General features: G+C 43.7%; 26 protein-coding genes and 2 tRNA genes. 10 read left to right on the top strand and 18 right to left on the bottom strand.

Going from position 1 to position 24,631, the window contains the following annotated elements; genetic code table 11:
• Positions 1 to 33 precede the first annotated feature (33 nt).
• Positions 34 to 1,059, bottom strand: coding sequence for an SDR family NAD(P)-dependent oxidoreductase (locus ABIO93_RS22860; RefSeq protein WP_348072006.1), 1,026 nt, complete (start codon positions 1,057 to 1,059; stop codon positions 34 to 36).
• Between the two features lie 113 nt (positions 1,060 to 1,172).
• Complete coding sequence (locus ABIO93_RS22865) at positions 1,173 to 1,889, bottom strand: DUF3891 family protein (RefSeq protein WP_348072008.1); 717 nt, start codon at positions 1,887 to 1,889, stop codon at positions 1,173 to 1,175.
• Between the two features lie 325 nt (positions 1,890 to 2,214).
• Between ABIO93_RS22865 and ABIO93_RS22870 the strand changes: the two genes are divergently transcribed.
• Positions 2,215 to 3,213, top strand: coding sequence for a hypothetical protein (locus tag ABIO93_RS22870; protein WP_348072010.1), 999 nt, complete (start codon positions 2,215 to 2,217; stop codon positions 3,211 to 3,213).
• 90 nt (positions 3,214 to 3,303) lie between these two features.
• The gene (locus tag ABIO93_RS22875) at positions 3,304 to 4,404 is read left to right on the top strand and encodes an acyltransferase (RefSeq protein WP_348072012.1); all 1,101 of its coding nucleotides are present in this window, start codon (positions 3,304 to 3,306) and stop codon (positions 4,402 to 4,404) included.
• Positions 4,405 to 4,564: 160 nt separating this feature from the next.
• On the opposite strand, the gene ABIO93_RS22880 is transcribed toward ABIO93_RS22875, so the two are convergent.
• The 4 genes from ABIO93_RS22880 to ABIO93_RS22895 all read right to left on the bottom strand — a co-directional run bounded on the left by ABIO93_RS22880 (position 4,565) and on the right by ABIO93_RS22895 (position 8,143).
• Entirely contained in the window at positions 4,565 to 5,500 is a 936-nt protein-coding gene (locus ABIO93_RS22880) for a transposase (RefSeq protein ID WP_348072136.1), read from the bottom strand.
• 58 nt (positions 5,501 to 5,558) lie between these two features.
• Complete coding sequence (locus ABIO93_RS22885) at positions 5,559 to 5,909, bottom strand: transposase (RefSeq protein WP_348072014.1); 351 nt, start codon at positions 5,907 to 5,909, stop codon at positions 5,559 to 5,561.
• A gap of 143 nt (positions 5,910 to 6,052) precedes the next feature.
• Positions 6,053 to 6,125: transfer RNA gene (locus tag ABIO93_RS22890), tRNA-Thr, on the bottom strand.
• A gap of 113 nt (positions 6,126 to 6,238) precedes the next feature.
• Positions 6,239 to 8,143, bottom strand: a complete 1,905-nt coding sequence (locus tag ABIO93_RS22895; protein ID WP_348072016.1) for a DUF349 domain-containing protein — start codon at positions 8,141 to 8,143, stop codon at positions 6,239 to 6,241.
• A gap of 106 nt (positions 8,144 to 8,249) precedes the next feature.
• On the opposite strand from ABIO93_RS22895, the gene pdxH reads away from it, so the two are divergent.
• Positions 8,250 to 8,891: a pyridoxamine 5'-phosphate oxidase gene (pdxH, locus tag ABIO93_RS22900; RefSeq protein WP_348072018.1), complete on the top strand. Its 642-nt coding sequence runs from the start codon at positions 8,250 to 8,252 to the stop codon at positions 8,889 to 8,891.
• On the opposite strand, the gene ABIO93_RS22905 is transcribed toward pdxH, so the two are convergent.
• The 7 genes from ABIO93_RS22905 to ABIO93_RS22935 form a co-directional block, all read right to left on the bottom strand.
• Positions 8,888 to 9,484: a hypothetical protein gene (locus ABIO93_RS22905; RefSeq protein ID WP_348072020.1), complete on the bottom strand. Its 597-nt coding sequence runs from the start codon at positions 9,482 to 9,484 to the stop codon at positions 8,888 to 8,890. The two genes, pdxH and ABIO93_RS22905, sit on opposite strands and share 4 nt — an antisense overlap.
• A 96-nt stretch (positions 9,485 to 9,580) precedes the next feature.
• Positions 9,581 to 10,861 (bottom strand): citrate synthase, encoded by a 1,281-nt coding sequence (locus tag ABIO93_RS22910; protein ID WP_348072022.1) that lies wholly within the window; start codon positions 10,859 to 10,861, stop codon positions 9,581 to 9,583.
• Between the two features lie 324 nt (positions 10,862 to 11,185).
• Positions 11,186 to 11,641 carry a hypothetical protein gene (locus ABIO93_RS22915; RefSeq protein WP_348072024.1) on the bottom strand — a complete coding sequence of 152 codons (456 nt, stop codon included), beginning with the start codon at positions 11,639 to 11,641 and terminating at the stop codon, positions 11,186 to 11,188.
• A 30-nt stretch (positions 11,642 to 11,671) separates the two neighbouring features.
• Positions 11,672 to 12,628 (bottom strand): tRNA (adenosine(37)-N6)-dimethylallyltransferase MiaA, encoded by a 957-nt coding sequence (gene miaA / locus ABIO93_RS22920; protein ID WP_348072026.1) that lies wholly within the window; start codon positions 12,626 to 12,628, stop codon positions 11,672 to 11,674.
• Positions 12,629 to 12,644: 16 nt separating this feature from the next.
• Positions 12,645 to 13,535 carry a hypothetical protein gene (locus ABIO93_RS22925; RefSeq protein WP_348072028.1) on the bottom strand — a complete coding sequence of 297 codons (891 nt, stop codon included), beginning with the start codon at positions 13,533 to 13,535 and terminating at the stop codon, positions 12,645 to 12,647.
• A gap of 103 nt (positions 13,536 to 13,638) precedes the next feature.
• Positions 13,639 to 14,244, bottom strand: a complete 606-nt coding sequence (locus ABIO93_RS22930; protein ID WP_348072030.1) for a hypothetical protein — start codon at positions 14,242 to 14,244, stop codon at positions 13,639 to 13,641.
• Between the two features lie 165 nt (positions 14,245 to 14,409).
• Positions 14,410 to 15,255 (bottom strand): methylated-DNA--[protein]-cysteine S-methyltransferase, encoded by an 846-nt coding sequence (locus ABIO93_RS22935; protein WP_348072032.1) that lies wholly within the window; start codon positions 15,253 to 15,255, stop codon positions 14,410 to 14,412.
• A gap of 174 nt (positions 15,256 to 15,429) precedes the next feature.
• Between ABIO93_RS22935 and ABIO93_RS22940 the strand changes: the two genes are divergently transcribed.
• Entirely contained in the window at positions 15,430 to 15,732 is a 303-nt protein-coding gene (locus ABIO93_RS22940) for a hypothetical protein (protein ID WP_348072034.1), read from the top strand.
• Positions 15,733 to 15,967: 235 nt separating this feature from the next.
• Here the strand turns inward: ABIO93_RS22940 and ABIO93_RS22945 are convergent, their stop codons facing one another.
• Positions 15,968 to 16,951 carry a Gfo/Idh/MocA family oxidoreductase gene (locus ABIO93_RS22945; protein ID WP_348072036.1) on the bottom strand — a complete coding sequence of 328 codons (984 nt, stop codon included), beginning with the start codon at positions 16,949 to 16,951 and terminating at the stop codon, positions 15,968 to 15,970.
• Between the two features lie 95 nt (positions 16,952 to 17,046).
• On the opposite strand from ABIO93_RS22945, the gene ABIO93_RS22950 reads away from it, so the two are divergent.
• The 3 genes from ABIO93_RS22950 (at position 17,047) to ABIO93_RS22960 (ending at position 19,577) form a co-directional block, all read left to right on the top strand.
• Complete coding sequence (locus ABIO93_RS22950; RefSeq protein WP_244825177.1) at positions 17,047 to 17,268, top strand: VF530 family protein; 222 nt, start codon at positions 17,047 to 17,049, stop codon at positions 17,266 to 17,268.
• 66 nt (positions 17,269 to 17,334) lie between these two features.
• Positions 17,335 to 18,222: a J domain-containing protein gene (locus ABIO93_RS22955; RefSeq protein ID WP_348072039.1), complete on the top strand. Its 888-nt coding sequence runs from the start codon at positions 17,335 to 17,337 to the stop codon at positions 18,220 to 18,222.
• 119 nt (positions 18,223 to 18,341) lie between these two features.
• Positions 18,342 to 19,577 (top strand): DEAD/DEAH box helicase, encoded by a 1,236-nt coding sequence (locus ABIO93_RS22960; RefSeq protein ID WP_348072041.1) that lies wholly within the window; start codon positions 18,342 to 18,344, stop codon positions 19,575 to 19,577.
• 59 nt (positions 19,578 to 19,636) lie between these two features.
• Here the strand turns inward: ABIO93_RS22960 and ABIO93_RS22965 are convergent, their stop codons facing one another.
• Complete coding sequence (locus ABIO93_RS22965) at positions 19,637 to 20,101, bottom strand: CHRD domain-containing protein (protein ID WP_348072043.1); 465 nt, start codon at positions 20,099 to 20,101, stop codon at positions 19,637 to 19,639.
• 78 nt (positions 20,102 to 20,179) lie between these two features.
• Positions 20,180 to 20,815 (bottom strand): SH3 domain-containing protein, encoded by a 636-nt coding sequence (locus ABIO93_RS22970; protein WP_348072045.1) that lies wholly within the window; start codon positions 20,813 to 20,815, stop codon positions 20,180 to 20,182.
• Between the two features lie 207 nt (positions 20,816 to 21,022).
• Between ABIO93_RS22970 and ABIO93_RS22975 the strand changes: the two genes are divergently transcribed.
• Positions 21,023 to 21,095, top strand: a tRNA-Lys gene (locus ABIO93_RS22975).
• Positions 21,096 to 21,398: 303 nt separating this feature from the next.
• Here the strand turns inward: ABIO93_RS22975 and ABIO93_RS22980 are convergent.
• The gene (locus tag ABIO93_RS22980; RefSeq protein ID WP_348072047.1) at positions 21,399 to 21,602 is read right to left on the bottom strand and encodes a hypothetical protein; all 204 of its coding nucleotides are present in this window, start codon (positions 21,600 to 21,602) and stop codon (positions 21,399 to 21,401) included.
• Positions 21,509 to 22,105: an SDR family NAD(P)-dependent oxidoreductase gene (locus tag ABIO93_RS22985; protein ID WP_348072049.1), complete on the bottom strand. Its 597-nt coding sequence runs from the start codon at positions 22,103 to 22,105 to the stop codon at positions 21,509 to 21,511. The genes ABIO93_RS22980 and ABIO93_RS22985 overlap by 94 nt, the downstream gene beginning before the upstream one ends.
• 233 nt (positions 22,106 to 22,338) lie before the next feature.
• On the opposite strand from ABIO93_RS22985, the gene ABIO93_RS22990 reads away from it, so the two are divergent.
• Both ABIO93_RS22990 and ABIO93_RS22995 read left to right on the top strand, forming a co-directional pair.
• On the top strand, positions 22,339 to 23,529 hold the full coding sequence (locus tag ABIO93_RS22990; RefSeq protein WP_348072051.1) for a hypothetical protein: 1,191 nt from the start codon (positions 22,339 to 22,341) through the stop codon (positions 23,527 to 23,529).
• A gap of 178 nt (positions 23,530 to 23,707) precedes the next feature.
• Complete coding sequence (locus tag ABIO93_RS22995) at positions 23,708 to 24,625, top strand: metallophosphoesterase (protein WP_348072053.1); 918 nt, start codon at positions 23,708 to 23,710, stop codon at positions 24,623 to 24,625.
• Positions 24,626 to 24,631 lie beyond the last annotated feature (6 nt).

The raw sequence follows: 24,631 nt of genomic DNA on the forward strand, positions 1-24,631 counted from the left end.
ATAACAAAAACAATCATTTAAAATCATTTTGCTTCACGATCTTGCATGTGCAGGTACTTCGGCCCCGAACTTGATACCTATAATTTCTTCGCTCCACTCCCATAACCTTGTGGCACTTGTCTCGTCCAGCGAATACGGTTTTACACCGCTCTGCCTTTCCGAGGAGCCATTTTCGAGGCATAATTCAGCGATATCTGCGTCTTCACAATAAATGCCGCCGATGTCGTCCAGTATTGGACTGGTAGCACACCACACCGTAGTCGCCGCACCCTGTGGGATTGTCTTTAATGATGCCAGCACTTCCGGCAACAGATTTCCCTCCGAATCCAAAAAGCCCATTTGCTGAAACAGTTCCAGCGATGCTTCTCTACCCAGCTCGGTCCCGTAGATGGAACCCGGATGCAATGAGTACGCCCTCACATTGTCTTTTTTTCCAAAATTATCCAGTTCGACTGCGAATAAATTGCTGGCTGTTTTCGATTGCCCGTAAGCTTGCAGCGTCTGGTATTCACGGTGGAGGAAATTTGGATCTTCGAAGTTGAACTCGGCCATTTGGTGGCCAAGAGAAGACACATTGATCACCCTTGCGCCGTTGGCCGATTTGAGTGCGGGCCACAGCCTGGCAGTAAGCTGAAATTGTCCTACATAATTGGTAGCTAGTTGCGATTCGATCCCGCGACTATCCCTACGCAAAGGAACCCACATAATGCCTGCATTGTTGATCAGCAAGTGGAGCGGCCGACCGGAGGCCAAAAAAGTTTCGGCAAATGCATCGATAGAAGCGGGATTCATGAAGTCAATTTGGGCTAGTTCTACATTCGGGATGCCTTCGAGGTTTTTCTGCGCCTTTTCTACATCTCTTGCCGGTACCACTACGGTAGCCCCGGCCGCAGCAAGTATTTTAGTGGTTTCCAGGCCAATACCAGCATTTCCGCCAGTGACGATCGCGATCTTACCGGTCAGGTCAATTCCTTTCATAACATCATTTGCAGTAGATGTTGCGTTGAACCCTGAACCGATCGGTTTTTGTAAGGCTCCCTGATAATTGTTTTGTCTCATGTCATTTTATATTTAAAAGTGATAGGACAAAATTACCCGGTCATCAGGCAGCTCGTTGTGTTCAGAATGTCAATTTACTTTGTTTACAATGTCAGGGCTGGTGTCTGGGATCGCTACTCCTCCGCAATGATGAGCGTATGAAGTTGCACAGGAGCATCGTTGAGCGCCGCTCTGAATTCTTCATTGCTTTCAAAGGTCAATTGACGGATATGACGGCTCTCATAATTAACTGTAAAGTGGTCTCCTTCAAATGGCCATGGGGTCACAATCAGGTTGCCCTGGTTAGAAAGGCCAAGTTGATAAGTTGTTCCGTCAGGACCGCTGCTGATCTCCATTTTCCTGTTTTCCGGCTGCACTAGCCCCTGGCAAATGAGCAGTGAAAAGGCGTCACAAAATTCAAGCAACTGGTAACTGGCCGAAATTTCTTTGTCGGTCGTGCCTGCTTCTGAAATCCATTTCTTCTCTTTCTTTTTTAACGATTTACAATATTGCTTGCCAGCAGGATCATTGCCGTATAAAAACCGAATATGCCTGCCAATCAGAATCCCAATGTAACGCCCCTTTGTTAATACTGCTTCCAACAAGTTGTCGCAATAATCCCGATCGAAGTCCTTCATTTTGAAGTTTTTCGGCCCTCCATTTTTGTGAATCAATTCGGGAAGGCTTAGTTCATCTTTCACATCATCGTGGTCAGCTGTTGCAATCAGGGTCTCTACCCAGCGTTTGGGCTGCGTTTCTCTTTTCCAATGTCCGCAGATTTGTGCTGCAAGCGCCCCGTGAGAGCGTTGCAGGACAATCGACCATCCATTTTCTGTGTAAGTAACAATCATTTGGTTCGCAGGTAACAACGCTTATGCATGTCAGCCCTGAGCGAATCAGTCCGGTGCAAGCATTGCGGGTGTTGAAAATCAGGCATCTTAAAATACTGTACCAGTGCTGATTATCAACACACCAAAATTGTGTCATCCATGATCGGCTGGGGAACAGTACCTGACTGGGACAAGACCTATGACTTTTTTGGTCAAAGGCAACGACTGGACATACCAGGAACTGCTAAAACACTAAGTAATCAGGCATGATTTAGAATAAGTTTCCAATGGGTTACAACTAAATTGTCGATTTCCGTATCTTTTCCAGAAATAATAGGAACCTGACATGAAGAAATTTATTGCCATTGCGTTGCTGCTTCAAAGTTGCTGGCCGCTGGACTTAGGCAAAAGAAAAGATGGAAATTTCCTGGAAGATGTGGTTCGGCTGGATGATTTTAATTCGGAGTACGATGACTATAATTCAGATTTACCTTCTAACAAATCTGGTCTAACCACTTTAACTTTTTCTTCTAAAAGAGACAGGAAGGACGTTTTTAACCTTGTCAGTTACCCGGCGAAATTCTCCTACGATAAACGATTAAATCTCGAAAAGTATAAGCCTGATGGCGTGCAATATGACTTGTTCAGGGACACCGGCGCTCTGGAAGGCATGATTAACAGGGCAAATGGCAATTTCAATGTATACGGGCCTAAGACTTTAATGTTTGGAGAGGATATACAGGATAGCGGCCAGAAAAGAAATTATTTTCTCTTTTTTGCCGATGATTCCGAGGGTAATATGCAAATCAAATACTACTGGAACAATGATAAAGGTATTGAAGGGCCGTTCCATTTCGACATCCTGAATTCTGCAGCGGACGATGGTTATCCCAGTTTCTCCACCATGGGTGACAAAATATATTTTAGCTCAAACCGGGACGGAAACTTCGACATTTACGAGATAACCATACCTCGGGTGGATGGCGAGAAAATTACGCCCGAGAGTCTTCTTCAGCCTCTTTCCTACACGCTTCGCAAAGTGGAGGAGCTCTCAAGTCCTTCTGATGACAAGTGCCCGTACTTTTATGATGGCATGATGACGTTCGTGTCAGACCGGCCAGGCGGGTTAGGAGGCCAGGACATATATCATGCAACCTATGAGAATGGCAAATGGGGCCCGCCGATCAATGCCGGGGAGAGGGTCAATACTTCGCACAACGAATACAGACCCATTTTACCTCGATTAAATAATTTCAACTACCACCTCATGATTTTTTCATCGGACAGGCCCGGCGGAAAAGGAGGCTATGACCTATATATGACCGGGCTGGAAAAAAGGTGGTAGGATCTTATCGCACTAAGGCCACATCATGAAATACTAGCCTTACTATGTCATGATCGACAGTCAACTTTTTAGTCTATTTTTGCCTACTGAATGACAAAAAAATTCACCAATATAGAAACTCACAGAAGGAACAATTTCGATTTTCTCAGGTTGCTATTTGCTGGCTGTGTTATCATTACCCACTCATATCCATTGGCAGGGTCTAAGGAATGCGATTGGTTGTGTCAGATAACCAATGGTCAATATACATTTTCGTGGATTGCCGTGAGAGGTTTTTTTGTAATCAGCGGTTATCTCATTTTTCAAAGTCTGGAAAGATCAAGAGATCTTTCTGATTTTTATTGGAAAAGGATATTAAGACTCTTCCCAGCCCTTGCTGTGGTACTTATTCTGACAGTGGTTCTCGGGCCTTTTGTTTATGAGAATGATACGTCGTATTTGTTAAATAAAAAGGTCAGGACTTATATTCCCAACAATCTGCGACTTTACAGACTTCAATACGACATTCCTGGAATATTTGATCAAAATCCACACAAGTCGGCCATAAATGGTTCGCTATGGACAATTCCTTTCGAATTCACGATGTATATTGCTGTATCTCTACTGTTTTTTATAAAAAGCAAACGTGTACCTGTCATCCTGGTTTTGTCGGTATTTTACTTGCTTCTTGCCAAGCTGGACGTTTTCAATTTTACGGAAATTCAGAAATGGAATTTCTTCATTCTTGATTGGTACTTGATTGAGCTTGGCGTTTATTTTGCTGCGGGCTCACTTCTCTCGGCTGCCAGAATGGCTAATATTTCACCACGACATTTACCTATAATATTGATTTTTTCGTTGGGCTTGTTCGTCCTTTCCACCGGGCAACCCATTTTCTCCTTTGCGAGCGTTACATTACTTCCTATTATCGTGTTGAGTATGGGTCTACTGCCGGTTTATGGCATTAGCAATATTACAGAGCACATTGGCGACCTATCTTATGGCATTTACATATACGGATTTCCTGTACAGCAAACTCTCGTATACTTTTTTGGAATGGAACACATAAGCCTCATGTTTACGAGCCTTATCATTTCTGCAATTCTTGCCTACTTGTCCTGGCATGTTATCGAAGCACCAGCATTGAAGCTAAAAAACCTACAACCAATTCCCATTCTTATTCGGAAAACACGGGATGTTCTTAGAACTTAACCCGAGCTCTTTAAATCAAAAAGGTTAACTTATTAACTTTAATCGGATGATTTTGATTTTGGAAATTTTCGAAATCCCACGCGCTCCACAACATTTTGACTTTATCGCATATCATCCCTGATCCCAAAACTATGGATCAAGTTGAATTCTTGGGGGGAAGTTAAGCATAGAGTTTCGTAAGCCTAAACAAGAAGAAAGGGATATCCCGAACACCTCTGGATGACGACCGAAATGCCTTGATCTTCGCATTGAAGGACTCAGCCGAAGCATTGGTGCTTCTGTTGTTGAAGAAGCGGTCCGCCGCGCGGTTCAGGATGTCCAGATAGTGGGTTTGAATAGATCTGGCGACGGTTTTGAAAGAATCAAGGCCGCAATCTTCCACTTGATTGTACCAGAGCGCAAGCTTTTTGAAGGCATGTTCTTTTGATTTACAAGTCCTGAAAATTGTCCCTAATCCTGTTGCCAGCTTGTAGGCTTGGTTTATAAGCGGATAACGCTCAAAGAGCAATCTGGAACGCTGAATTTGAGAAGCAGTCCATTTATCTGAATGCTTAAATAGTAAATACCGGCTCCGAACCAGTAACTGTTTGTCCGTATCGCCATTAGCGAGAATTTCAGGCTGGTAAGGTAAGCCAATTTTCCTAGCAGCTTCAATAGCTTGGTTTTCCTGATCCAGCGCCTCCCACCTGTATTTGATTCTAATTTCTTGGACGGCATCATAAGCCAGCTTTTGCACATGGAAACGGTCTATTACCTTTGAAGCCTTTGGAAAGCATCGACTGACAATCAGTCCCATATTGGCGGCCATATCCAAGGTCACTTCACGTACTTTACTACGAATGCGCTTGGGTATTTTTCGCAAAATCTCAATCACTGATGCTGCTTGCGTACCCTTCACCATTGCTAACAAAGAACCTGTTCGGCCTTTTGCAGCCTTATTAGTCACAATCGTATAAAGTTCGCCATTGGAAAGTGAGGTCTCGTCGATGCTTAAATATGGACCGGTGTTTTCAGGGTATAAAAGCCATTCAGCAGCATGCTCACGTTGGTCCCAATCTTTGTAGTCGCTGATATGGTCTTTATACTGCTGTTGCAGTTGCTTACCGTCCAGGTGAAAGTATTTGCCTAATTGGGAGCAACTTACAGGGTTATTATCAATACATCCCTTTTAAAAAATCAGCGAACTCTTTGGTCATCCGAGTTCCCTGTTGAACAACATTCCAATCCCTGCTAACAATCTCGCCGGTATCCTTGATTTCCCAGCGGCGGCGCTTGATACAAAGCGTAACACGCTGATTACGAATCGGAAAATCCTGAATGTATATCTCAGGCAAAAAGCCTTTCGACTCTAATTTTTGGTCTTTGTATTCGGTAGGAGGAAGGTTCTTTTCTTCCAGGTAAATATGTAGACCTGGAATGGCTTCGACGATTCTGGAAAGCTCGAAATATTCGAGGATACCCTCGGGCAACAGGAACTGGACTAAGGCTAGATAAGATTCTTGCAATGGATTCTAAATTGATTCATTACAAAAAAACTACTTTTCTAACTTCCCCCCAACTTTTCGGACTGATCCAAAACTATTGCAACTTTTATTGCAACTAAAATAAAAAGGACTTAGCTCAAAAAGCTAAGTCCTTCATTTTCAAGAGCCCCCAGTCGGGATCGAACCAACGACCTACTGATTACAAGTCAGTTGCTCTACCAGCTGAGCTATGGAGGCCTTTTTTACTTCCTGATAGCGTTTCTTATTCCGTTATCATGGTGCAAAAGTAGTAGGAAAGACTATACAGCGCAAGTGCTTGGAAGTATTTTTTTGCAAACTTTTTTGCATTTTTAGATAGCCTCCTGAATTATAGTCAGTTGGTGTTTCAAATCTTCCAGCTGATTTTGCGCGGCGCTAATTTTTCTTTCAAATTCCTGCTTCAACCGATCCGAAGTTTTCGATTTCGCAAAGAACTCAATGTTATTCTGCCATAATGCAATGTCATTTTCAAGCTGCGTAACGCGACGTCTGATATCACTTTCCTTGCGGTAAAGATTACGTCCGCCTTCTCCATCTCTCACCAGTTCGACCTCACTTTCCAGTACAGCCTGCTCTTTCTCTTTGGTAGAAAGCTGGCCGATAGCACTCACATAGGTGTTAATGGCCGAAATATAGCGTTTTTGAATCGTCTGCATGTCCTTCTTAGGTACAAAGCCAATCGATGACCATTCGCTCTTGAAAGCACTCAAAAGGTTAAGAGAAGATTCATCCTTACTTTTGGCAGCTGTTTCGATTCGCTCGATCAGGTCTGTCTTACGTTTCAGGTTGTTTTCAAACTCATCCTCTACCTCCTTATTTTTAGCACGTTTCTGGTCAAAATAAGCATCGCATGCTTTTTTGAAACGATCATAAATAGTATCCTTGAATTTTTCCGGAACCTGACCGATACCTTTCCATTTTTTCTGCAATTCAATGATCTTCTGGGTCGTCGATGGATTATCTTCGCCTGAACCAAGGATCGTTTCCGCGTCGGTACACAGCTGGTTTTTCAGTTCCAGATTCTGCTCTCTTTTGGATTCCAACTGACGGAAAAACTCTCCTTTATTATTGAAGAAAGTTTTAAGTGCAGCCCAGAATTTCTTGCTCAGATCTTTTCCTTCCTCCCGTGGCATAATGCCTTTCAAAGCGACCCATTGATCCTGAAACGCCATGATTTCCTTTGTCTTGGCATTCCACTCCTTGATACTGCCCGAATTGTAGGAGGTAAAGGGCACGATCGACTCATAAATTTTGAGTTTCAGATCGTAGTTTTCCTGCATGGATTTCTTCTGCTCGGCAAACTGACCTCTCTGTGCGTCATAAAGCACATCCAGCGCTTCCTTAAACCGCTGCCATAGTTTTTCCTGATCTTCTTTCGGAGCAGGCCCTAAATGCTTGTATTCTTCAAAAATATGATTGGCATCATTCAGGATCTCGCGCGTCATAGGACGACCTTCCAGCGACTTGCCCAGTTCCTCGACTTTCTCGCAAAGCTCTGCTTTCAGTTCTGCATTGCGGCGCCTGTCAAGTTCTTTTAATTCGAAGTATATGTTACGGTTGCTGAAATAACGGTCTATCAGTGCATTATAGGTAGCCCATAAGGTCCCGTTGTGCGGGCTAGCAATGTTACCGGCATGCTTCCAGTCTTCCTGAATTTTTTTGAATTCCTCCCAGCTGGATTTCAGTCCGGACGCATCCGTTTCGCGGGTTCCTTCGTCTTCCAGTAATGAGCGAAGACGCTGCAACAGACCCGTTTTTACATTAAAGTTTTTCTCCTTTTCCTTTTCCTGGCCCTGATAGTAAGAATTCTTTAACCCTCTGATTTCTCTGCTGAGCGCATCTATTTTCTGGGTCTCGGCATCATACTTGTATTCAAAACCATCCTCGCCACCGGTATCGGCAACGAAGGCACCAAGAGCGGCTTCCCTGTCTTTCAGTTTGATCTGATCGAGTACCGGACGAATTTCGCGCGCAACAGATTCTGCCTTTTTCAGCAGTGCCGGTTTTGCTCCTTCCGCCTGGATAGAGGCCAGTTCATTCTCCAACAAGTTAACCAGTTGTTCTTTCGACAATTGGCTGTAATCAACGTCCGGCACTTCCTCCTCATGTTCTTCCGTCAACTCATTGTTAAGATCAATTTCCAGGGTGTCAATCGTCTTTTGTGTCAGGTCTTCCTGCTCCTCGCTTTTGACCCCTTCCTGTTGTTCTTGTGCCATCGTGATTCTTGTTTCGTAAGTACGTCTCTTATGGATTACAAATCTAATAATCTTTCCTCTGAAATGGCTAATTTTGGCTTCTTAACATTGAACATATTAGCATCCAATGGACCATAACATCGCAAAAATCCGTCATGACTATAATTTAAAGGGACTTCATGAAACGGATTTGGCCCCTGACCCCCTGAAACAGTTCAAGTTATGGTTTAGCGACGTGCTTAATGCAGGTATTTCTGAGGCCAATGCGATGCTGCTTAGTACCGTTTTAAACGGTCGTCCGTCGGGCCGGATTGTGCTGCTGAAGGACCTTAATGAGACCGGTTTTTCGTTCTTTACTAACTACCAGAGCAAAAAGGGTGAGGAAATTGGGGCTAACCCCCAGGTTGCGCTGACATTCTTCTGGAAGGAATTGGAACGACAAGTGCGGATCGAGGGTAGCATTCAAAAAACCACTGCCGCTGAGTCTGACGAATACTTCGCGGTTCGGCCACGCGGAAGCCAGATCGGGGCCTGGGTTTCGGACCAGAGCGAGGTGATTACTGGGAGGGACATACTTGAAGCAAAAACCAGGGAGCTGAATGAACGGTTTGAAGGCCAAACCGTTCCCCGACCGCCACATTGGGGGGGCTACCGGGTCATTCCTGATTACATTGAGTTCTGGCAGGGGCGCCCAAGTCGCTTGCACGACAGGCTAGCCTACCTGAAAACAGCTGATAGCAGCTGGAAAATCGAAAGATTATCTCCCTAGTTCTTCGGATTTCTATCCGGAAGCGTTTTTAAAACATACTCCCCTAGCGGAGAAAGCGTATAACCTGGTTCGTGACTAATCGTCAGTCCCAGGTTTTTTAGTTTCCTTACATTCAATTTCAGCCATTCCTTCTCTTTTCCAACTTTGGTTGCCAGCTCCACTGCACGTAATTTCGGGTTTTCCTCAATCGCTTTTAACACCTTTTTAGTCCAGCTACCCTGCTTGCTGAATTTGTCGAGTTTTAGTAAACTGTCTTTAATCAACTCTAATTCCTCGTCACTGATCTCACTCTTTTGTCTCAGATCAATGCGGGGATCAGCGCTTTGATAGCTCACACCTATTTTATAGATGGTTCCTTCGTCAATCTTGGTCATTTCGGTGGTCAATGACTGTAAATCCTTAAAACCAGCCTTTCCGGCATCATCGTCGGAAATCTGTGATAAATCGATTGCGGCTATATCTGTAATTTTCACTATGCCGACGTTGGTTTTGAGCAGGCTTCCTTCTTTTACAGATAATTTCTTCCACTTTCTGAATGCAAGAGAAATCTGCCCTGACATGATCCCTTCGAGCTGTTTTTGTTTAATAAGCATAACTTCTTGATAATTCCGGTGTCCTGGTACTTGTTATAAAAAAAGAGATTGCCATTGATAAGCAATCTCCTTTTCATGATATTTTATATTAAATTTTTATCGTTCACTCATCGGAACAAATTCCCTTTTTGGAGCTCCCACGTACACCTGACGCGGACGACCAATCGGCTCTTTGTTGGCGCGCATTTCTTTCCATTGTGCAATCCATCCTGGCAGACGGCCAATCGCGAACATTACGGTAAACATATTGGTTGGAATGCCCAATGCGCGGTAAATGATCCCTGAGTAGAAATCCACATTCGGGTAAAGCTTGCGTTGTACGAAATATTCATCTTCCAATGCTGCTTTTTCAAGTTTCTGAGCAATTTCAAGAACTGGATCATTGATACCCAGCTTGTTAAGCACATCATCAGCTGCTTTTTTGATGATTCTTGCACGCGGGTCGAAGTTCTTATAAACCCGGTGGCCAAAACCAAACAAACGGAAACCGCTGCTTTTGTCTTTGGCCATATCAATGTATTTCTGCGTATCGCCACCGTCGTTTTTGATCGCTTCCAGCATTTCGATCACCTCCTGGTTTGCCCCGCCGTGCAGAGGCCCCCATAATGCGCTGATACCGGAAGAAATAGAGGAATAAATGTTTGCGTGAGACGAACCTACCAGCCTTACCGTAGAAGTAGAGCAGTTTTGTTCGTGGTCAGCATGCAGGATCAACAATTTGTTCAAAGCTGCTGACACTACCGGATCCACATTGTACTTGGCAACGGGTAGTGAAAACATCATATTCAGGAAATTAGAGCAATAATCCAGGTCATTCTGAGGATAATTGACCGGATGTCCCTGTGATTTTTTATAAGACCAGGTCGCAATGGTTGGTAACTTAGACAGCAAACGGATAATGTGCAGTTGCGTCACCTCTTCGCCATTCTCGTTGGAATCAGGATAAAAAGCACTCATCGCGCTTACCAGTGACGAAAGCACGCCCATTGGATGCGCATTCACCGGAAATCCTTCAAAAATTTTACGCATATCCTCGTTTACGAGCGTATGCGTTCTTATATCGTGCTCAAAATCAGCGAACTGCTTTTCGGTAGGAAGCTCTCCGTAGATCAACAAGTAAGCTACTTCCAGAAACGACGATTTCTCAGCCAGGTCTTCGATCGAATAACCTCTGTAGTTCAGTATACCCTCCTCACCATCCAAAAAAGTTATGGCGCTTTTGGTTGCACCGGTATTCTTGTAACCTGCATCAATTGTAATATACCCTGTCTGGTCACGCAATTTCGCAATATCAATCGCTTTCTCTTTTTCACTTCCTTCAACTATCGGGAACTCGTACTTTTTACCATCAAGGGTTAATTCAGCTATTTGGGACATATAAATAAGAATAAATTTAAAAAGGTTAGTGACAAGATATTGCAAACCAGGTCAATTCAATCCAAAGATTTTCCGCGTTACTGATTTACTTATCCAATAAATTAATTTTGTGTTAAATGAAATCAGGATTAACCATTTCCCGATCTGACACAAGCCGCAATATCCTAAAAAACTGTGTACTTTCTATTATTATCCGTGTTTTATTTGTGTGAATTCAAGACCTGGACAATAATATTTCACAATTTGAAGTATTAATGCTAATATTCTACTGTTAACAAAAATAATGCAAAAAAGACCTGTTTTTACAGGTTTTAGAGTTGGTTATTACCCGGGTTTGACAATGTCACCTTCCTTCACAACAGCTACTTTCTGCTTCTCCGTTTCCAGCAGCCTCTTCACCAGATAACGTCCGTACAATCCCATCAAAATCACGGGTAGCAAATGCGCGCCGTATATAAATGCCTTGCCTGTGATGCTGTATGAGAATGACGAAAATGTAATGTACACATACATAAACCAGCCCAAAGCAATGGTGATAAACGTCGGGTATACCAACAGTGCCGTCTTTTTCTTTACAAAACGATAGACCAGCTCACAGATCAGGAGCGAAACGCCCACAACCAGCGCGACAGTGAGTAAGGCCCGTGGGAAGTTTTTAATGTAACTGTGCTTGTAAACCAATACGCCGATTTTCCCGATTAGATTGGGATGCGCCAAAAGATAGGCATCCGTAACACTCAAAATCAGCAAAAGCAACATGCTGCTTATCTTCCTGTTCATTGGTATGACGTCATTAATGTACACTTACTCTTACTTTATACCCGAAAATCCGTCTTTTAATTCCTGATATTTTTCGGAAATAAAACGAATCTTCTCAGTTTCAGACCAATCGTCAAGCAGCCAGTTAATTACCAGGCCATCTTTCTCCATTTTACGGAAAAATGTCATTTGTCGCTTGGCAAATCGATGTATTTCAGTTTCAAGCCTCGCATGCATGGTCACATAATCGCTCTCGCCCGTGAGGTACTGGGTGACAAATTTATACTCCAGGCCGTAATAAATCAGTTGCTCGGCGGTTAGTCCAATATTGAGTAGCTGCTGCACTTCCTCCACCAAGCCATTTTTGAGCCTTTCATTCAATCGGCGAGTGATGCATTCACGCCGAACCTCAATCGGTGGATTGAGCCCGAAAATGATCGGTTCGTATTTGCTTTCATCATTAGCGAACTCAGCTCCTCTACCCGGTTCATTCGACAAGAATTGTGCTATTTCTATCGCTCTTATCAGCCGCTTTCTCGTGGAAGTATCTGCGACATCGTGATAGGCAGAATGCATCCGTTGAAATCGCGCGAGTAGTGTTTCGGCTGGGAGATTTTCCAGTTCCTCCCGGAGCGGTTCATTAACTGGTATCGCCGCGTAGGCATGTCCTTTCAACAATGAATGAATGTAAAATCCGGTACCGCCACACAGTATCGGGTAACGTTGTCTGGCCAAAATTTGATGATACGCAACTTCGAAATCTTGCTGAAAATCATTGACATTGTATTGCTCACCCGCTTCCCTGATGTTGATCAAATGATAAGGAATGCTTTGTCCATTCACCACATATTCGCCCAGATCCTTGCCGGTACCAATGTCCATGTTCTTGTATACCTGCCTGGAATCAGCGCTCAACACTTCGCCATGCAATTCGTAAGCCACTCGGGTAGCAATGTGCGTTTTGCCGGAAGCGGTAGGACCCAAAATGACGATTAATGGAGAGTTCATGATTGAATGCGGAATGCTAATGGGCGTATTCAAATGGTTTTACAAATTTCAAACTTCCTGCATTGTAAACAGTAACCTGACCTTCCCGAACATCCGTTTCGGCGGATTTGGACGATCTGGCTATTTTATTCAAATCCAGATTGAATGCAATGGGCGGTGTCTGACCTTTCATTTCAAAACCCAGTTTGCGGTAGCTGGCACCATCAGACCATTCCAGATCCGCATAAGTCATGATATCGTCGGGCTGTCGGTCCTTGACAAAAGCATTCAATAATTTATCCAAACCACCGATGACATTGCTGTCCAATACACTGGCAAACCGGATTAGTTCATAAGATCTGATCGCTTTCTGTTCCTGTTGAAAAATACGTGGATGGCTAAACGTTGCCACCGCAACCAGCAACTCCTCTCCTCCCCGATCCACCTGAAAATCAGCTTGTAAAACCCTATAATACCGATTTGGCAAAAACAAGCCATACCTGAACTTGGATGAAACGGAACCATTCAAATGATTAGTTTCCAAAAAACTGATCGCGTCCTTTTTATCAATGCGTCGTGCAATGGTAAGCCGTGCTGGAATTTTATAAGAAAGGCCTAACATCGCCGAAAGCCGGGATTTCACTATTTCTGGCTTTGTCATCCAATAATCTTCCCAAAGCATGATGCACCGATTCCCCGCAGCCCGCTGTGTGGTCAAATAGTGATGCGAGCCCTCTAACTGCGCGAATGACTCTTTATTTAACCATTCTCCAATGCGCACAAGGATCAATTCCAAGATACATTGCTCATTCCGGAAAATTTTAATTCTATCAGTGTTAGCCTCATCTCCAATCTGAAACCCGGACTGAAATCCGACGGATTCCAGCCAGTTGCCGATCTGTTCCTGAGTAGGCGCTTTTGACTTCAATGGCTCATTTTTTGAATTTCGACAGCAAGTTATATCGGTTGCCACATATAACAAAAAACGCGCCGGTGTGGCGCGTTTTTGCAATCGTCGAGAATAAGAAGGATTATTTCCCTCCAAGGCCGAAAATGAGGCCGACATTCACACCTCCAAATTTAGAAGTAGACTCAAAATCAATGTTATCGGCACTACCGGTTGTAGAACTATGGTTTTCGTTCCCAAAAACAAAGTGATAAATACCTTCAACCTGGATACCAACCTTGCCGAAAGCAAATATCAGACCGACTCGCGGTGCCGCACCAAAATTGCTGTGACGTGAAGATTCGGCAATTGTATTACCGTTAAATTTCGCATCATACTTTGAAAAATACACCCCCGCATCTCCTCCAATATAGGGGCGGATCACGCCAGTGGCGAAGTAGTAGTCCAGGGTACCCGTTACAGGCATCAATGTTCCTTGCGTACTCAATGTCTGCCCGGCAATGGTATAGTCGCTCCCATCTGCGTAAACCTTGCCCGCTACCCCGAATGCGAACTGAGGAGAAGTAAATACTCTTAGATTAACACCACCACCCGCCAGGGTCTTCGAATCCTCTACATTCGACTTCGCGATACCTCCTTGAAGACCCAGTGAAAACTGGGCGAAACTTGCCGAGCTGATTGCTATCATTACCAGTGCAATCGCTACTGTGCGGCTCCAATTCTTTTTCATATCTAATATTAAAATTACAGGTTTTTAGATGTCACCTTTCACTCTAATATCAGTCCATCTCAGAAAAATTGCATTGTAATATTACCATACTGATTAATATACAGCATTTTATAAATTATTCTATATTTTAATTATGCTATTTCCAAGCGAGCTTTTCTGTGCAAATTATTCCTCATGTTGGCGGGCCGCCTCCCAACCTATCAATGCTTTTTTGCGAAGGCTTCCCCAACGGTACTCGCCCAAAACCCCTTCTTTACGGATCACCCTGTGACAAGGTATAAGGTAGGCAATGGGATTGTCGCCCACAGCCGTCCCTACTGCCCGCACGGCGCCGGGATTGCCGATACTCTGTGCAATTTGCTGGTAAGTAGTGACGGCACCTTTCGGAATGTTGAGTAACGCTTCCCAAACTTTCAGCTGAAAATTCGTTCCCTGGACCAGTAATGGCAGTTTTTCCAATGATTTTTGCGAAGGCTCGAAAATACGGGACACATAGCTTTGCGTGACCGACTGATCAGGCTTGATGGTGGCGTAATGCCATTTTTTGGCAAGCAATATCAGCTGTTCGTCCCGGCCGGCAGCATCAATGAAAGCCATGGAACAGATTCCCCGCTCGGTCACCGCAATGAAGCAGTTGCCAAAAGGTGTATCATGAATTCCGTAACTGATATCCAAGCCCTTACCCGAACTTTTGAATTCCTGTGGGGTCACAGCTTCAATGGCTGTAAAATGATCATATACCCGGCTCTGGCTGGATAACCCGGCAGATTCGGCCAGCTCGACCAGGTTGGATGATTCCCTGATTTTTTCTTTGAGGTATCCTGCTGTGATGTATTGCAGGAATTTTTTAGGGCTTACTCCTGCCCATTCCGTAAAAACCCTTTGAAAATGGAACTGGCTGATACTCACTTCCTCAGCCACATCGAACAGCGATGGCTGCTCTTTTGCATTGGCCACGATGAATTCAATTGCCTTGGCGATTTTGTCGTAATTATAAGTTTGCTGGTTCATCTGAATTAGTAATTTGTTGTACAAATTTGGCTGAAATGTCCAGCGTACTCAACCTGAAACTTGCGCAATATCGATGACCACTTACGAATTGAATGTATTGACTAAAAGTACATCGCCTTATATTCACATTGTATTTTAGAACCAGATCGCCGATCCGTTAACAAACGCATATTTATGAAACGTTTCATCTTCACCTCATTCCTGTTATGGCTGAGCACATTGAATTCAAATGCTCAAAATTTCAAGTCTGAAATCAAAAAGCTGAATGGACAGATCGTCGCCGCCCGCAAAAGCGGTAAATTAACCGAAACAGAATACGGCAAGCTGATGCGGGAACAGGAAATTATCAAACTGTCGATCGAAAAAGCGCAGGCTGATGACATCGTGACGGCAGACGAGAAAAACAAAATCCATTCAAAAATCGTCCGGTCGAAGAAGCGGCTGGCCAAATACAAAACCAACCGGGAAATTTATTAAAAGAAACAAGCCCCTGTCGGAAAGGCAGGAGCTTGTTTCTTTACGGGTTAGTAGTCCTTTTTGCCATCCTTTTTCGCCTTTTTCTCAGCACGTTTCTCTTTCAGGTTTTTCTCAGGTTCCTTTTTTGTACTACCCTTATCGAGGTTCTTACCTTTTGCCATGACTGTTGAATTTTGAGTTTAAGTTTTAAAATAACTGAAATACTGTCAGATATTGTATTTCCAGAATACGGAATTTATTTGCTTTTCGTAATCCAGTCCATGATCAGATTGGATCTGGCGCCACTGATCCCACTGCTCGGGCTTTTGCCCTCCCCTCTTAGTTCTTTCACGATCAGGTTAATAAGCGGCTGCTGCACGTGCTGCGGGTAGGGAATGTTAAAAACCTCCGTTCCAGCTTCCGTTTCCACTATGATGTCAAATTTCTCAAAGTAAGAAAATGTAATTCTGCCCTTCGAACCGATGATCTGAGCCTGATCCTCTCTTTGCTCTTTGTTGATCGTGTAACACCAGCTTCCTTTGCCCAGCACGCCCGATTCAAATTCAAAATTGGCCATTACAATGTCGTCCGCTTCATATAATCCAGCCTGATTCCTTGCAATACCCGCCGCATATTTGACCGGACCAAACACGTATTCCAGAAAATCAAACTGGTGTGACGCGAGATCGTGAAAATGGCCGCCACCGGAAATTTCCGGGTTAACTCTCCAGCGAGGCTTAGGAGCTGCTCCTACTTCTTCCTCATAAGGCTGCCATTGCAGACAAATGTCGACAAATCTAACGTCACCAATCACTTTTTCATCAACGAGTTCTTTCACTTTCAAAAAATAATCCAGCGCGCGGCGGTAATAAGCAACAAAAACAGGCACGCCTGTTTTCATACTCATCGCATTGATCCGGTCGCATTCAGCTGCGTCTCTGGCCATTGGCTTTTCAATGTAGACGGGTTTGCCGACCAACATGGCTTTAATAGCGAGGTCTTCATGCGCATCGGGAGGAGTAGCAATATAAATTGCGTTAATTTCGGGGTCGTTAATGAGATCATCTGCATTATCGTACCACTTTGGGACCTGGTGACGTGAGGCATAGTCGGCTGCCTTTTCCCCGTCCCGCCGCATCACGGCGATCAGACTGGAATTTTCGACTTTATTGAATGCGGGGCCACTTTTGACTTCTGTTACATTACCGCAACCAATAATTCCCCATTTTATTTGATCCATGACAAGGGTTGTAAGTTTGAACTAAACATTAAGCATAATAATTATTTAATCTGAAAAATCTACTTTAAACTCATATCAACATTTAAGAGCCTGCTATGGAAGTACAGCCCAACAATCCGCTTCACGGAAAGACCCTGGAAGCCATTTTAACCGAACTGGTCGATTATTATGGTTGGGAACAAATGGGTTATCATGTCAATATCAATAGTTTCCAATTTGAGCCCAGTATCAAATCAAGTCTTAAATTTTTGAGAAAAACACCCTGGGCACGCAAGAAAGTAGAAGATTTGTATGTAAAAATGCTGGAACGAAAATAGATACTTATCTTTCAACAAACACTGTCTCGTTCAGAAGACATTGAAATAACCCAAATTTTAGTAACCATGCCTTTTGTAGATTATTATCAGATACTAGGTGTTGATAAAACCGCGGACGAAAAAGCAATTAAGAATGCTTACCGGAAATTGGCAAGAAAATACCATCCCGACCTGAATCCCAATGACAAGGCCGCGGAAAAGAAATTTCAGGAACTCAATGAGGCCAATGAAGTGCTGAGCGATCCCGAAAAAAGGAAAAAATATGATCAGTATGGTAAAGATTGGCAATATAGCGAAGAGTTTGAAAAATCGCGTCAATCGCGCAGAAGCTCCGGCCAGTCGCAGGGACAACCGTTTTCGGGTGGTGGTGCGGATAGTTTCTCGGATTTTTTTGAATCAATGTTCGGGTCATCCAGCGGTTTTGGCGGAGGCGGCAGGCAAGCTAAATACCGTGGCCAGGACTACCAGGCCGAACTTAAACTGACTTTGCGGGAGGCTTATGAAACGCACAAGCAAACGCTGACTGTCAACGGTCGGAATATCAGGATAACGGTGCCGGCAGGCATAGAAAACGGGCAAACCATCAAAATACCCGGACACGGCGGCAAAGGCACCAACGGCGGTCCAGCTGGCGATTTGTTCCTGACATTCAACATTGAACCTGATGAAAAATTCCGAAGGTCCGGCAACGACCTGCATTTGAAAGCAGACCTGGACCTCTACACACCTGTACTAGGCGGAGAATTCGTCATTGATACATTAAGCGGTAAAGTAAAACTCACTATCAAGCCTGAAACGCAAAACGGCAGTGTCGTCAGGTTGAAGGGCAAAGGCTTTCCGGTTTATAAAAACGAGGGCAGTTTCGGCGATCTTTATGTGGAATTCGACATACAAATCCCTACCAATCTCACCGAGCGCCAGAAAGAATTGTTTACTGAATTATCAAAATCCTAACCTGATATGTAATGGAAAATGGCAGGGCATTTAATAAAATCACGCTTTCCAGATTAGCGGCGTATCTTTGCACTCTTAATTGCGCGGGGAGGTTTCCTACCCTGTAAAATCCATGATGTATGAAATTTGACGATTACCACATTGCCCCCGAAATCAAACAAAACCTGGAAACAGCCGGATTCAAACGTCCGACCGACATCCAGTTTAAAGCCATTCCAGCAGTTATAAAAGGCGAAGACGTACTGGCCATTGCACAAACCGGCACTGGAAAAACCGCCGCTTTTGCGATCCCGGTTATTGATAAACTACACAAACAGAAGTCCTCAGGCCGCTCAGAAGGCATCAAATGCATTGTGATGGTACCGACACGAGAACTTGCGATACAGATCACCGAGGTCTTTACCAAAATCGGTCAGCACACCCGCGTGAAGACATTCAGCGTATTTGGCGGCGTCGAGCAGGGCCCGCAGATCGCGCAGTTGGAAAAAGGAATAGACATACTTGTTTCAACACCCGGACGTATGTTTGATCTGGTGAGTCAGGGGTACATTAAACTCAATAAAATTGAAATCCTGATACTCGATGAGGCCGATCACATGTTGGATTTGGGTTTTATCAAGGACATTCAGGACCTGATCAAATTCCTGCCTAAGAACCGCCAGACATTGTTTTTTTCAGCTACTATCAATGAAAAAATCAAAAAACTCGCCTACTCACTGGTACGGAATGCGATTCGAATTCAGATATCCCCGAATAATCCGGTAGCGAAAAACATCAACCACTCCGTCGCTTTCGTAGCCATGGATGATAAAAGGTTTTTTCTGGAAAGGGTCATTAAGGAAAATCCTGATAACAAGATCCTAGTCTTCGTACGAACGAAAGTGCGCGCTGAAAGGGTTTACAGTGCCCTGGAAAGAATGGGAATCAAAAGCCTGACCATCCACGGTGATAAGGAACAGGTGGACCGGCTCACCGCATTGAATGATTTCAAAAAAGGAAATGTCAAAGTACTGATCGCGACAGACGTGAGTGCCAGAGGAATTGATATTGCCAATGTTGATTATGTAGTGAATTATGACCTGCCTGAACAGGCTGAAAACTACGTTCACAGGGTCGGTCGTACAGGAAGAGGAACGCAGAAAGGACTGGCAGTATCATTCTGCAGTCCGGAAGAAAAGCCGATCCTGGAAGAAATCCAAACGTACCTGGATAAACCCATCGACGTTTTAAAAATCAGCACAACAGACTATTCACAAACTTTGGACTTCACTACCGACACTTCCAATGACATCAAAGCACTGATGAAGGAAATTGAAGATTATCAGTCGATTAAGAAGAAAAACAAGAAAAAGTAAAAACAAAAAACGCCTGCAAGAATGATCTTGCGGGCGTTTTTTATGTCGGGCGCTCTATATTATTCTTCAAATTTATCCGCCAGGATCTGACCACGTATTTCACCGTAGATATTGTCTTTGGTAGGCACATTCACATAAAGCAATCCTATTACCAGCATGGTCTGCTGCTCGGTGCTCAATTTCTTGGTTCCCTGAACCTGGTTGCCTGCTGGGTTCGCAGCCAACTCAAACAATATCGGACCTGCTTCCCATGCAGGATTCGCGCTATTGATGGTAACTGATGTGGGGATAATGTTCTGATACGTAATGTTGTATTTGAGCTCCATGGTGTTTTTGTTATACTCAAAAATACCTGTGCCTTGTCCGGATGATGTAGCTTTAGGAACAGTCGGGGTACTATTTATAACAGCAGAAAACTTGACAATATCCTCATTATGAGGGCCTTTGTCTTTACAGGAAGAAACAAATCCCAACATTACAACTCCTGCGATCAATAGTAAAAAACGTTTCATTGGCTTTTTCATACATCATTAATTTAAAAAAGTTAACCTCTAAATATACATACAAACTCATATGTTACAAAAATGATACCCGTAGACCGCTCAAATATTCCAAAGGTCACTTTTCCGGATATATACGATTCTATTGTTCCAGATAACCCTGTCCCAATGGTCCACAGAGCCTACAATAGTCAATTTATGGCCTTTTCCGACACGTTCAACCACGGGCGAGGCGGAGGATGGCTCATCTCTGAGGAAAGTGTTTTCATTGACAATAATGCACGTTTGATAAAGCGAAGGGACATTTAAAATCCCCAACAGTACCACCAGATAAACAACAATTGAAACTTTGTGAATCTGTAAAATGGGCTCTCTCCGTCGTGCTTTTGTAACCATTATTACAACTATATAGATCCCCAAAGTTAGAAGCAATATTGGAATGTAATCCCCATATCTTCGGTAAAATATTATAAAATAATTGTAATCGTCGAATTCATAGCCGGTTAGATTTTGTTCGACGGCCAATTTGTCCATTTTTTCAAATAGTCGCCTGGAAGGGTTGATTAGGGCTAATTTACTGAGATAAAAAAGGCAGTCGGTATAGTTATTTGTCTTTTCAGCAAGAAAAGCGAGCTTCAAAAGCAAGCTTTGATTATTTTTTTCGTCTTCGCTGAAATTTTTTTTATAGAGGCTGAGCGACTCCGGGTACTTCGCCATAGCGAACAGAGAATCAGCCATTTTTAACTCTTTTTTATTAGCTGAAAAAGCCGGTTGAGCTACCAAAACCGATCCCGACAAAATCCAAAACAACAGGTATTTCTTTCTAAGGGCTTGCATTATACTTTTAAGAATTCTACTTTTGCATCGCAATTACGGAAAAGGCCACGGTTAATCCAACAAGTTGCAAAGTTCAGAAAGCTCATCTAATCCGAGCAAAAAGAACAAGATTCCGTAGCTCAGCTGGTAGAGCAATACACTTTTAATGTATGGGTCCTGGGTTCGAATCCCAGCGGGATCACTTGAAGAAATAACAAAAAGCATCAAAAGCCTGCAAATCAATAGATTAGCAGGCTTTTTTCTTGTCCGGATTTAACCAAAATTTTCCATTTTCCACAAATTTTTGGTCCATAATCCGGTGAGTTTGAGAATATGCAAATTTTACTCACCAGAATCGCCACAACTCATTGTATAACAAGCTGTTCACGGCGTAAACAGCTTGTGCTGAAACGGCTTGCAAGACTACTTTTGTTCAACTTTTTAACCTGAAAAAGGTTCGTTATCAGGTATTGCAACGTCACGATGGTATTTGATTCAAATGGAATCAATTGCCGTAAGCTGCCAACCATTTGGCTTTAATGGCCGCCCTTGCATTGATAAATTCTACGTCTGTACCCTGGGCAATTGCATGCACACCTGCTTTTTCGCCAGTATTCATTTCAGTAGCATAAACACCCGGCTGTATGGACACATTCTCGATATTGCATTGTCGTAGTTCGTCTTGCATACCTTCTGCAATGCTTTCCACGCCAAACTTAGAGGCAAAATAAGGCACCATAAAGGGCGATGTGTGGCCGCTGGCACCGGGAGTGATATAATGATCAAGCCGCTTTTCTCTGTACACATAGTTGGCAATACTGCCTGGTAGGTACGCACCACGCCGTAAAAATTCACTTCAAATATCTGGCGTATTTTATCCAGACTGTATACTTCCAGTAAGCCAAAACCTGCAACGGCAGCGTTGTTTACCAGCACATCAATCTTGCCATGTTTTGCGAGGTTTTTTTCAAATGCTTTGGTAACCGATGCATCATCTGTTACATCTATTTCTACCACTTCTACATTGAACAATGTAGCCAGTTCGTTGGCAACGGCTTCGTTTTTTCCTGCTATGTCACGGATGCCTGCAATGACGGAGTAGCTTGCATTTGCAAGAGTTACGGCAGTAACTTTACCAAAGCCTGTACTGGTTCCTGTTGTAAAAACTGTCTTGTTAATCGTTAATAATTTTGTTGTTATTTGATGAAGCAAAGATATTATTGCAGCAAGGCCATTTCCATTGATATATGTTTGAAAAACAAGCAAACAAATGTCAATGGATTGGTAAGCAGGACAGTCTATTTTTGGGATGCAGCAATTCGTATGCGGGTATGCAAAGCTTCTTCTGAGGGCTGAGGGACTTTAACATTGCAAGAGCAAAATAATGCAAGTATAAATGTAAATTTCTATCTTAGTTCATTGACAATTTAAACAACAAACTATTTATGAAGCACTTAATACGTTTAATGACGACCGTCGCCTTTTCACTGGTACTGATCACAAGTTGCCAAAAAGACATTGAGAAGGCGAGCACCGTAAGCCCTACAGAATTGCAAAATGCCCAGAACGCAGCGAGACTTTCCGCCGAATTGAAGTCGAAATTGGATAAGGTGCGGGCATCCTTGCCGGTTAGCGGTCAAAAAAATCAGCGCCAGAGCGCTGACCTAATATTGAAAATGCACCCCGAGTATCGGAACATGATACTCAAAGCATTAAAGTTAGTAGAGACCCCCTGCAACGACAACACGGCCGTTTCGCAATGGCTGGATCAGCAACTTGCTGACTGGAACAACGAAATTATTGGCTATGTGCTCGACTTCGCGATGCTGGATCTACCAACCTATGATGCACTAGTCTTTGAAAACAGCTCGGCCAACCAGTATTTTGGCGTGAAGGGCGAGTACACGCAAACGCTTACCAAAACATTTAAGGATATCAAACGCTTTTGGAACATTCCGTCTGATGACATTATACTCGCAGCCATGCATGGCAACATGTTGCTTAACCGCGATAAGATCATCCGGACTTATGTAGCCGCGTTCGGTGTGGACCCAGCGACTGCTGCTCAGCTTGCCGACATTGTGGTAGAACTGACGAACGAGATTCCGCAATACAGAAAGGGTGATCATCCTATTTTTACATTCAATGCATTTGCTTTGGAGGGATTTGATTATCCCCCATTCGCCAACATTCCTGACAAGATTATCATGGGCGATGGAATTTTAGCGGCATTCACCGCAACCGGGTTTGGCGATGTGGCCCCTCAGGCGATACTCGCACACGAATTCGGTCACCATATTCAGTTTGAGCTGAATTTGTTCGGCGACGAAGAAAGCCCCGAAGCAACGCGCAGAACCGAATTGATGGCTGATGCCTACGCTGCATATTACCTATCACATGCGCGGGGAGCTTCCATGCAATGGAAAAGGGTAAAATTATTTATGCAGGTGTTTTTTAATATCGGCGATTGCTCGTTTACGAGTGATGGGCACCATGGTACGCCAACGCAAAGAATGGCTGCTGCTGAATTTGGTTACAGCGTCGCCAACAATGCTCAGAAGCAGGGACATATACTTACAGCTCAACAATTTACTGCCCTTTTTGAAGCACAATTGCCCACAATCGTTTTGCAATAACGCATTTGAAAGTGAGAAATAGTCAAAGAGACCGTCTCATTTCACATGTGAGACGGTCTCTTTGTAATAGGTGATTTTGGAAAAAAATGATGCAACATGATTATTAACAATCAAATAATGCGCAAATAACACCGGGGTCATACTGGAAAGGCATCTTTGTAAAACATGCTTTGGCTGTATGGACAGAAGAAAGTTAATCAAAACCCTTGGGGCGATGGCAGGAGGACTGCCTGTTTCTGCGACAGCACAACCCCTGCACTACGCGCCAAAACGCGTTTTACGCATCGCCCATCTCACCGACATTCACATGCAGCCTCATCTGTGGGCCGCGAGAAGCTTTGAGAAATGTCTGAATCACCTGCAAAATCTGGACATTAAGGCGGATCTCATACTGAATACAGGCGATTCAGTGATGGGTGCCCATGGTATTTCCAAAGACAAGTCGGCAAAGGAATGGCGGCTTTATCATCAAATCATTTCTTCCGAAAATAGCACGCCTATGATTACCTGCATTGGCAATCATGATATCTGGTTTCCCTCAACCGCTGAGGGTACTTTTCAGGATGGCAAGAAACGGGCGATGAATGCTACTGAAATGACCAGGCCGTATCACAGTTTTGATAAAAACGGATGGCATTTCATATTACTCGACAGCGTTCAGCCCAAACCGGAAACTACGGGTTATGTGGCCAGCCTGGACGAAGCGCAGATGGACTGGCTACAAGAAGATTTGAAAAATACGCCTTCGCATGTGCCGGTGATGGTTGCGTCGCATATCCCAATCCTATCTGCCAGTGTTTTCTTTGACGGCGATAATTTAAAGGATGGGAACTGGGTTGTCCCCGGCAGCTGGATGCATATGGATGCGGCTCAGATAACGAAGTTGTTCAGCAAGCACGAAAACATCAAACTGGCAGTAAGCGGTCATATCCATCTCCTCGACCGTGTTGAATACAACAACGTTGCCTATTGCTGTAATGGAGCCGTGTGTGGTAATTATTGGATGGGAAAATACAAAGAAACCAAACCCGGCTATGCCATTATCGATCTTTTCGAGGATGGATCGTTTTCGAATCAGTATGTGAATTATCACTAAGGATAC

Origin of the sequence: Dyadobacter sp. (genome assembly GCF_039919315.1) — a bacterium.
Taxonomy (GTDB): domain Bacteria; phylum Bacteroidota; class Bacteroidia; order Cytophagales; family Spirosomataceae; genus Dyadobacter.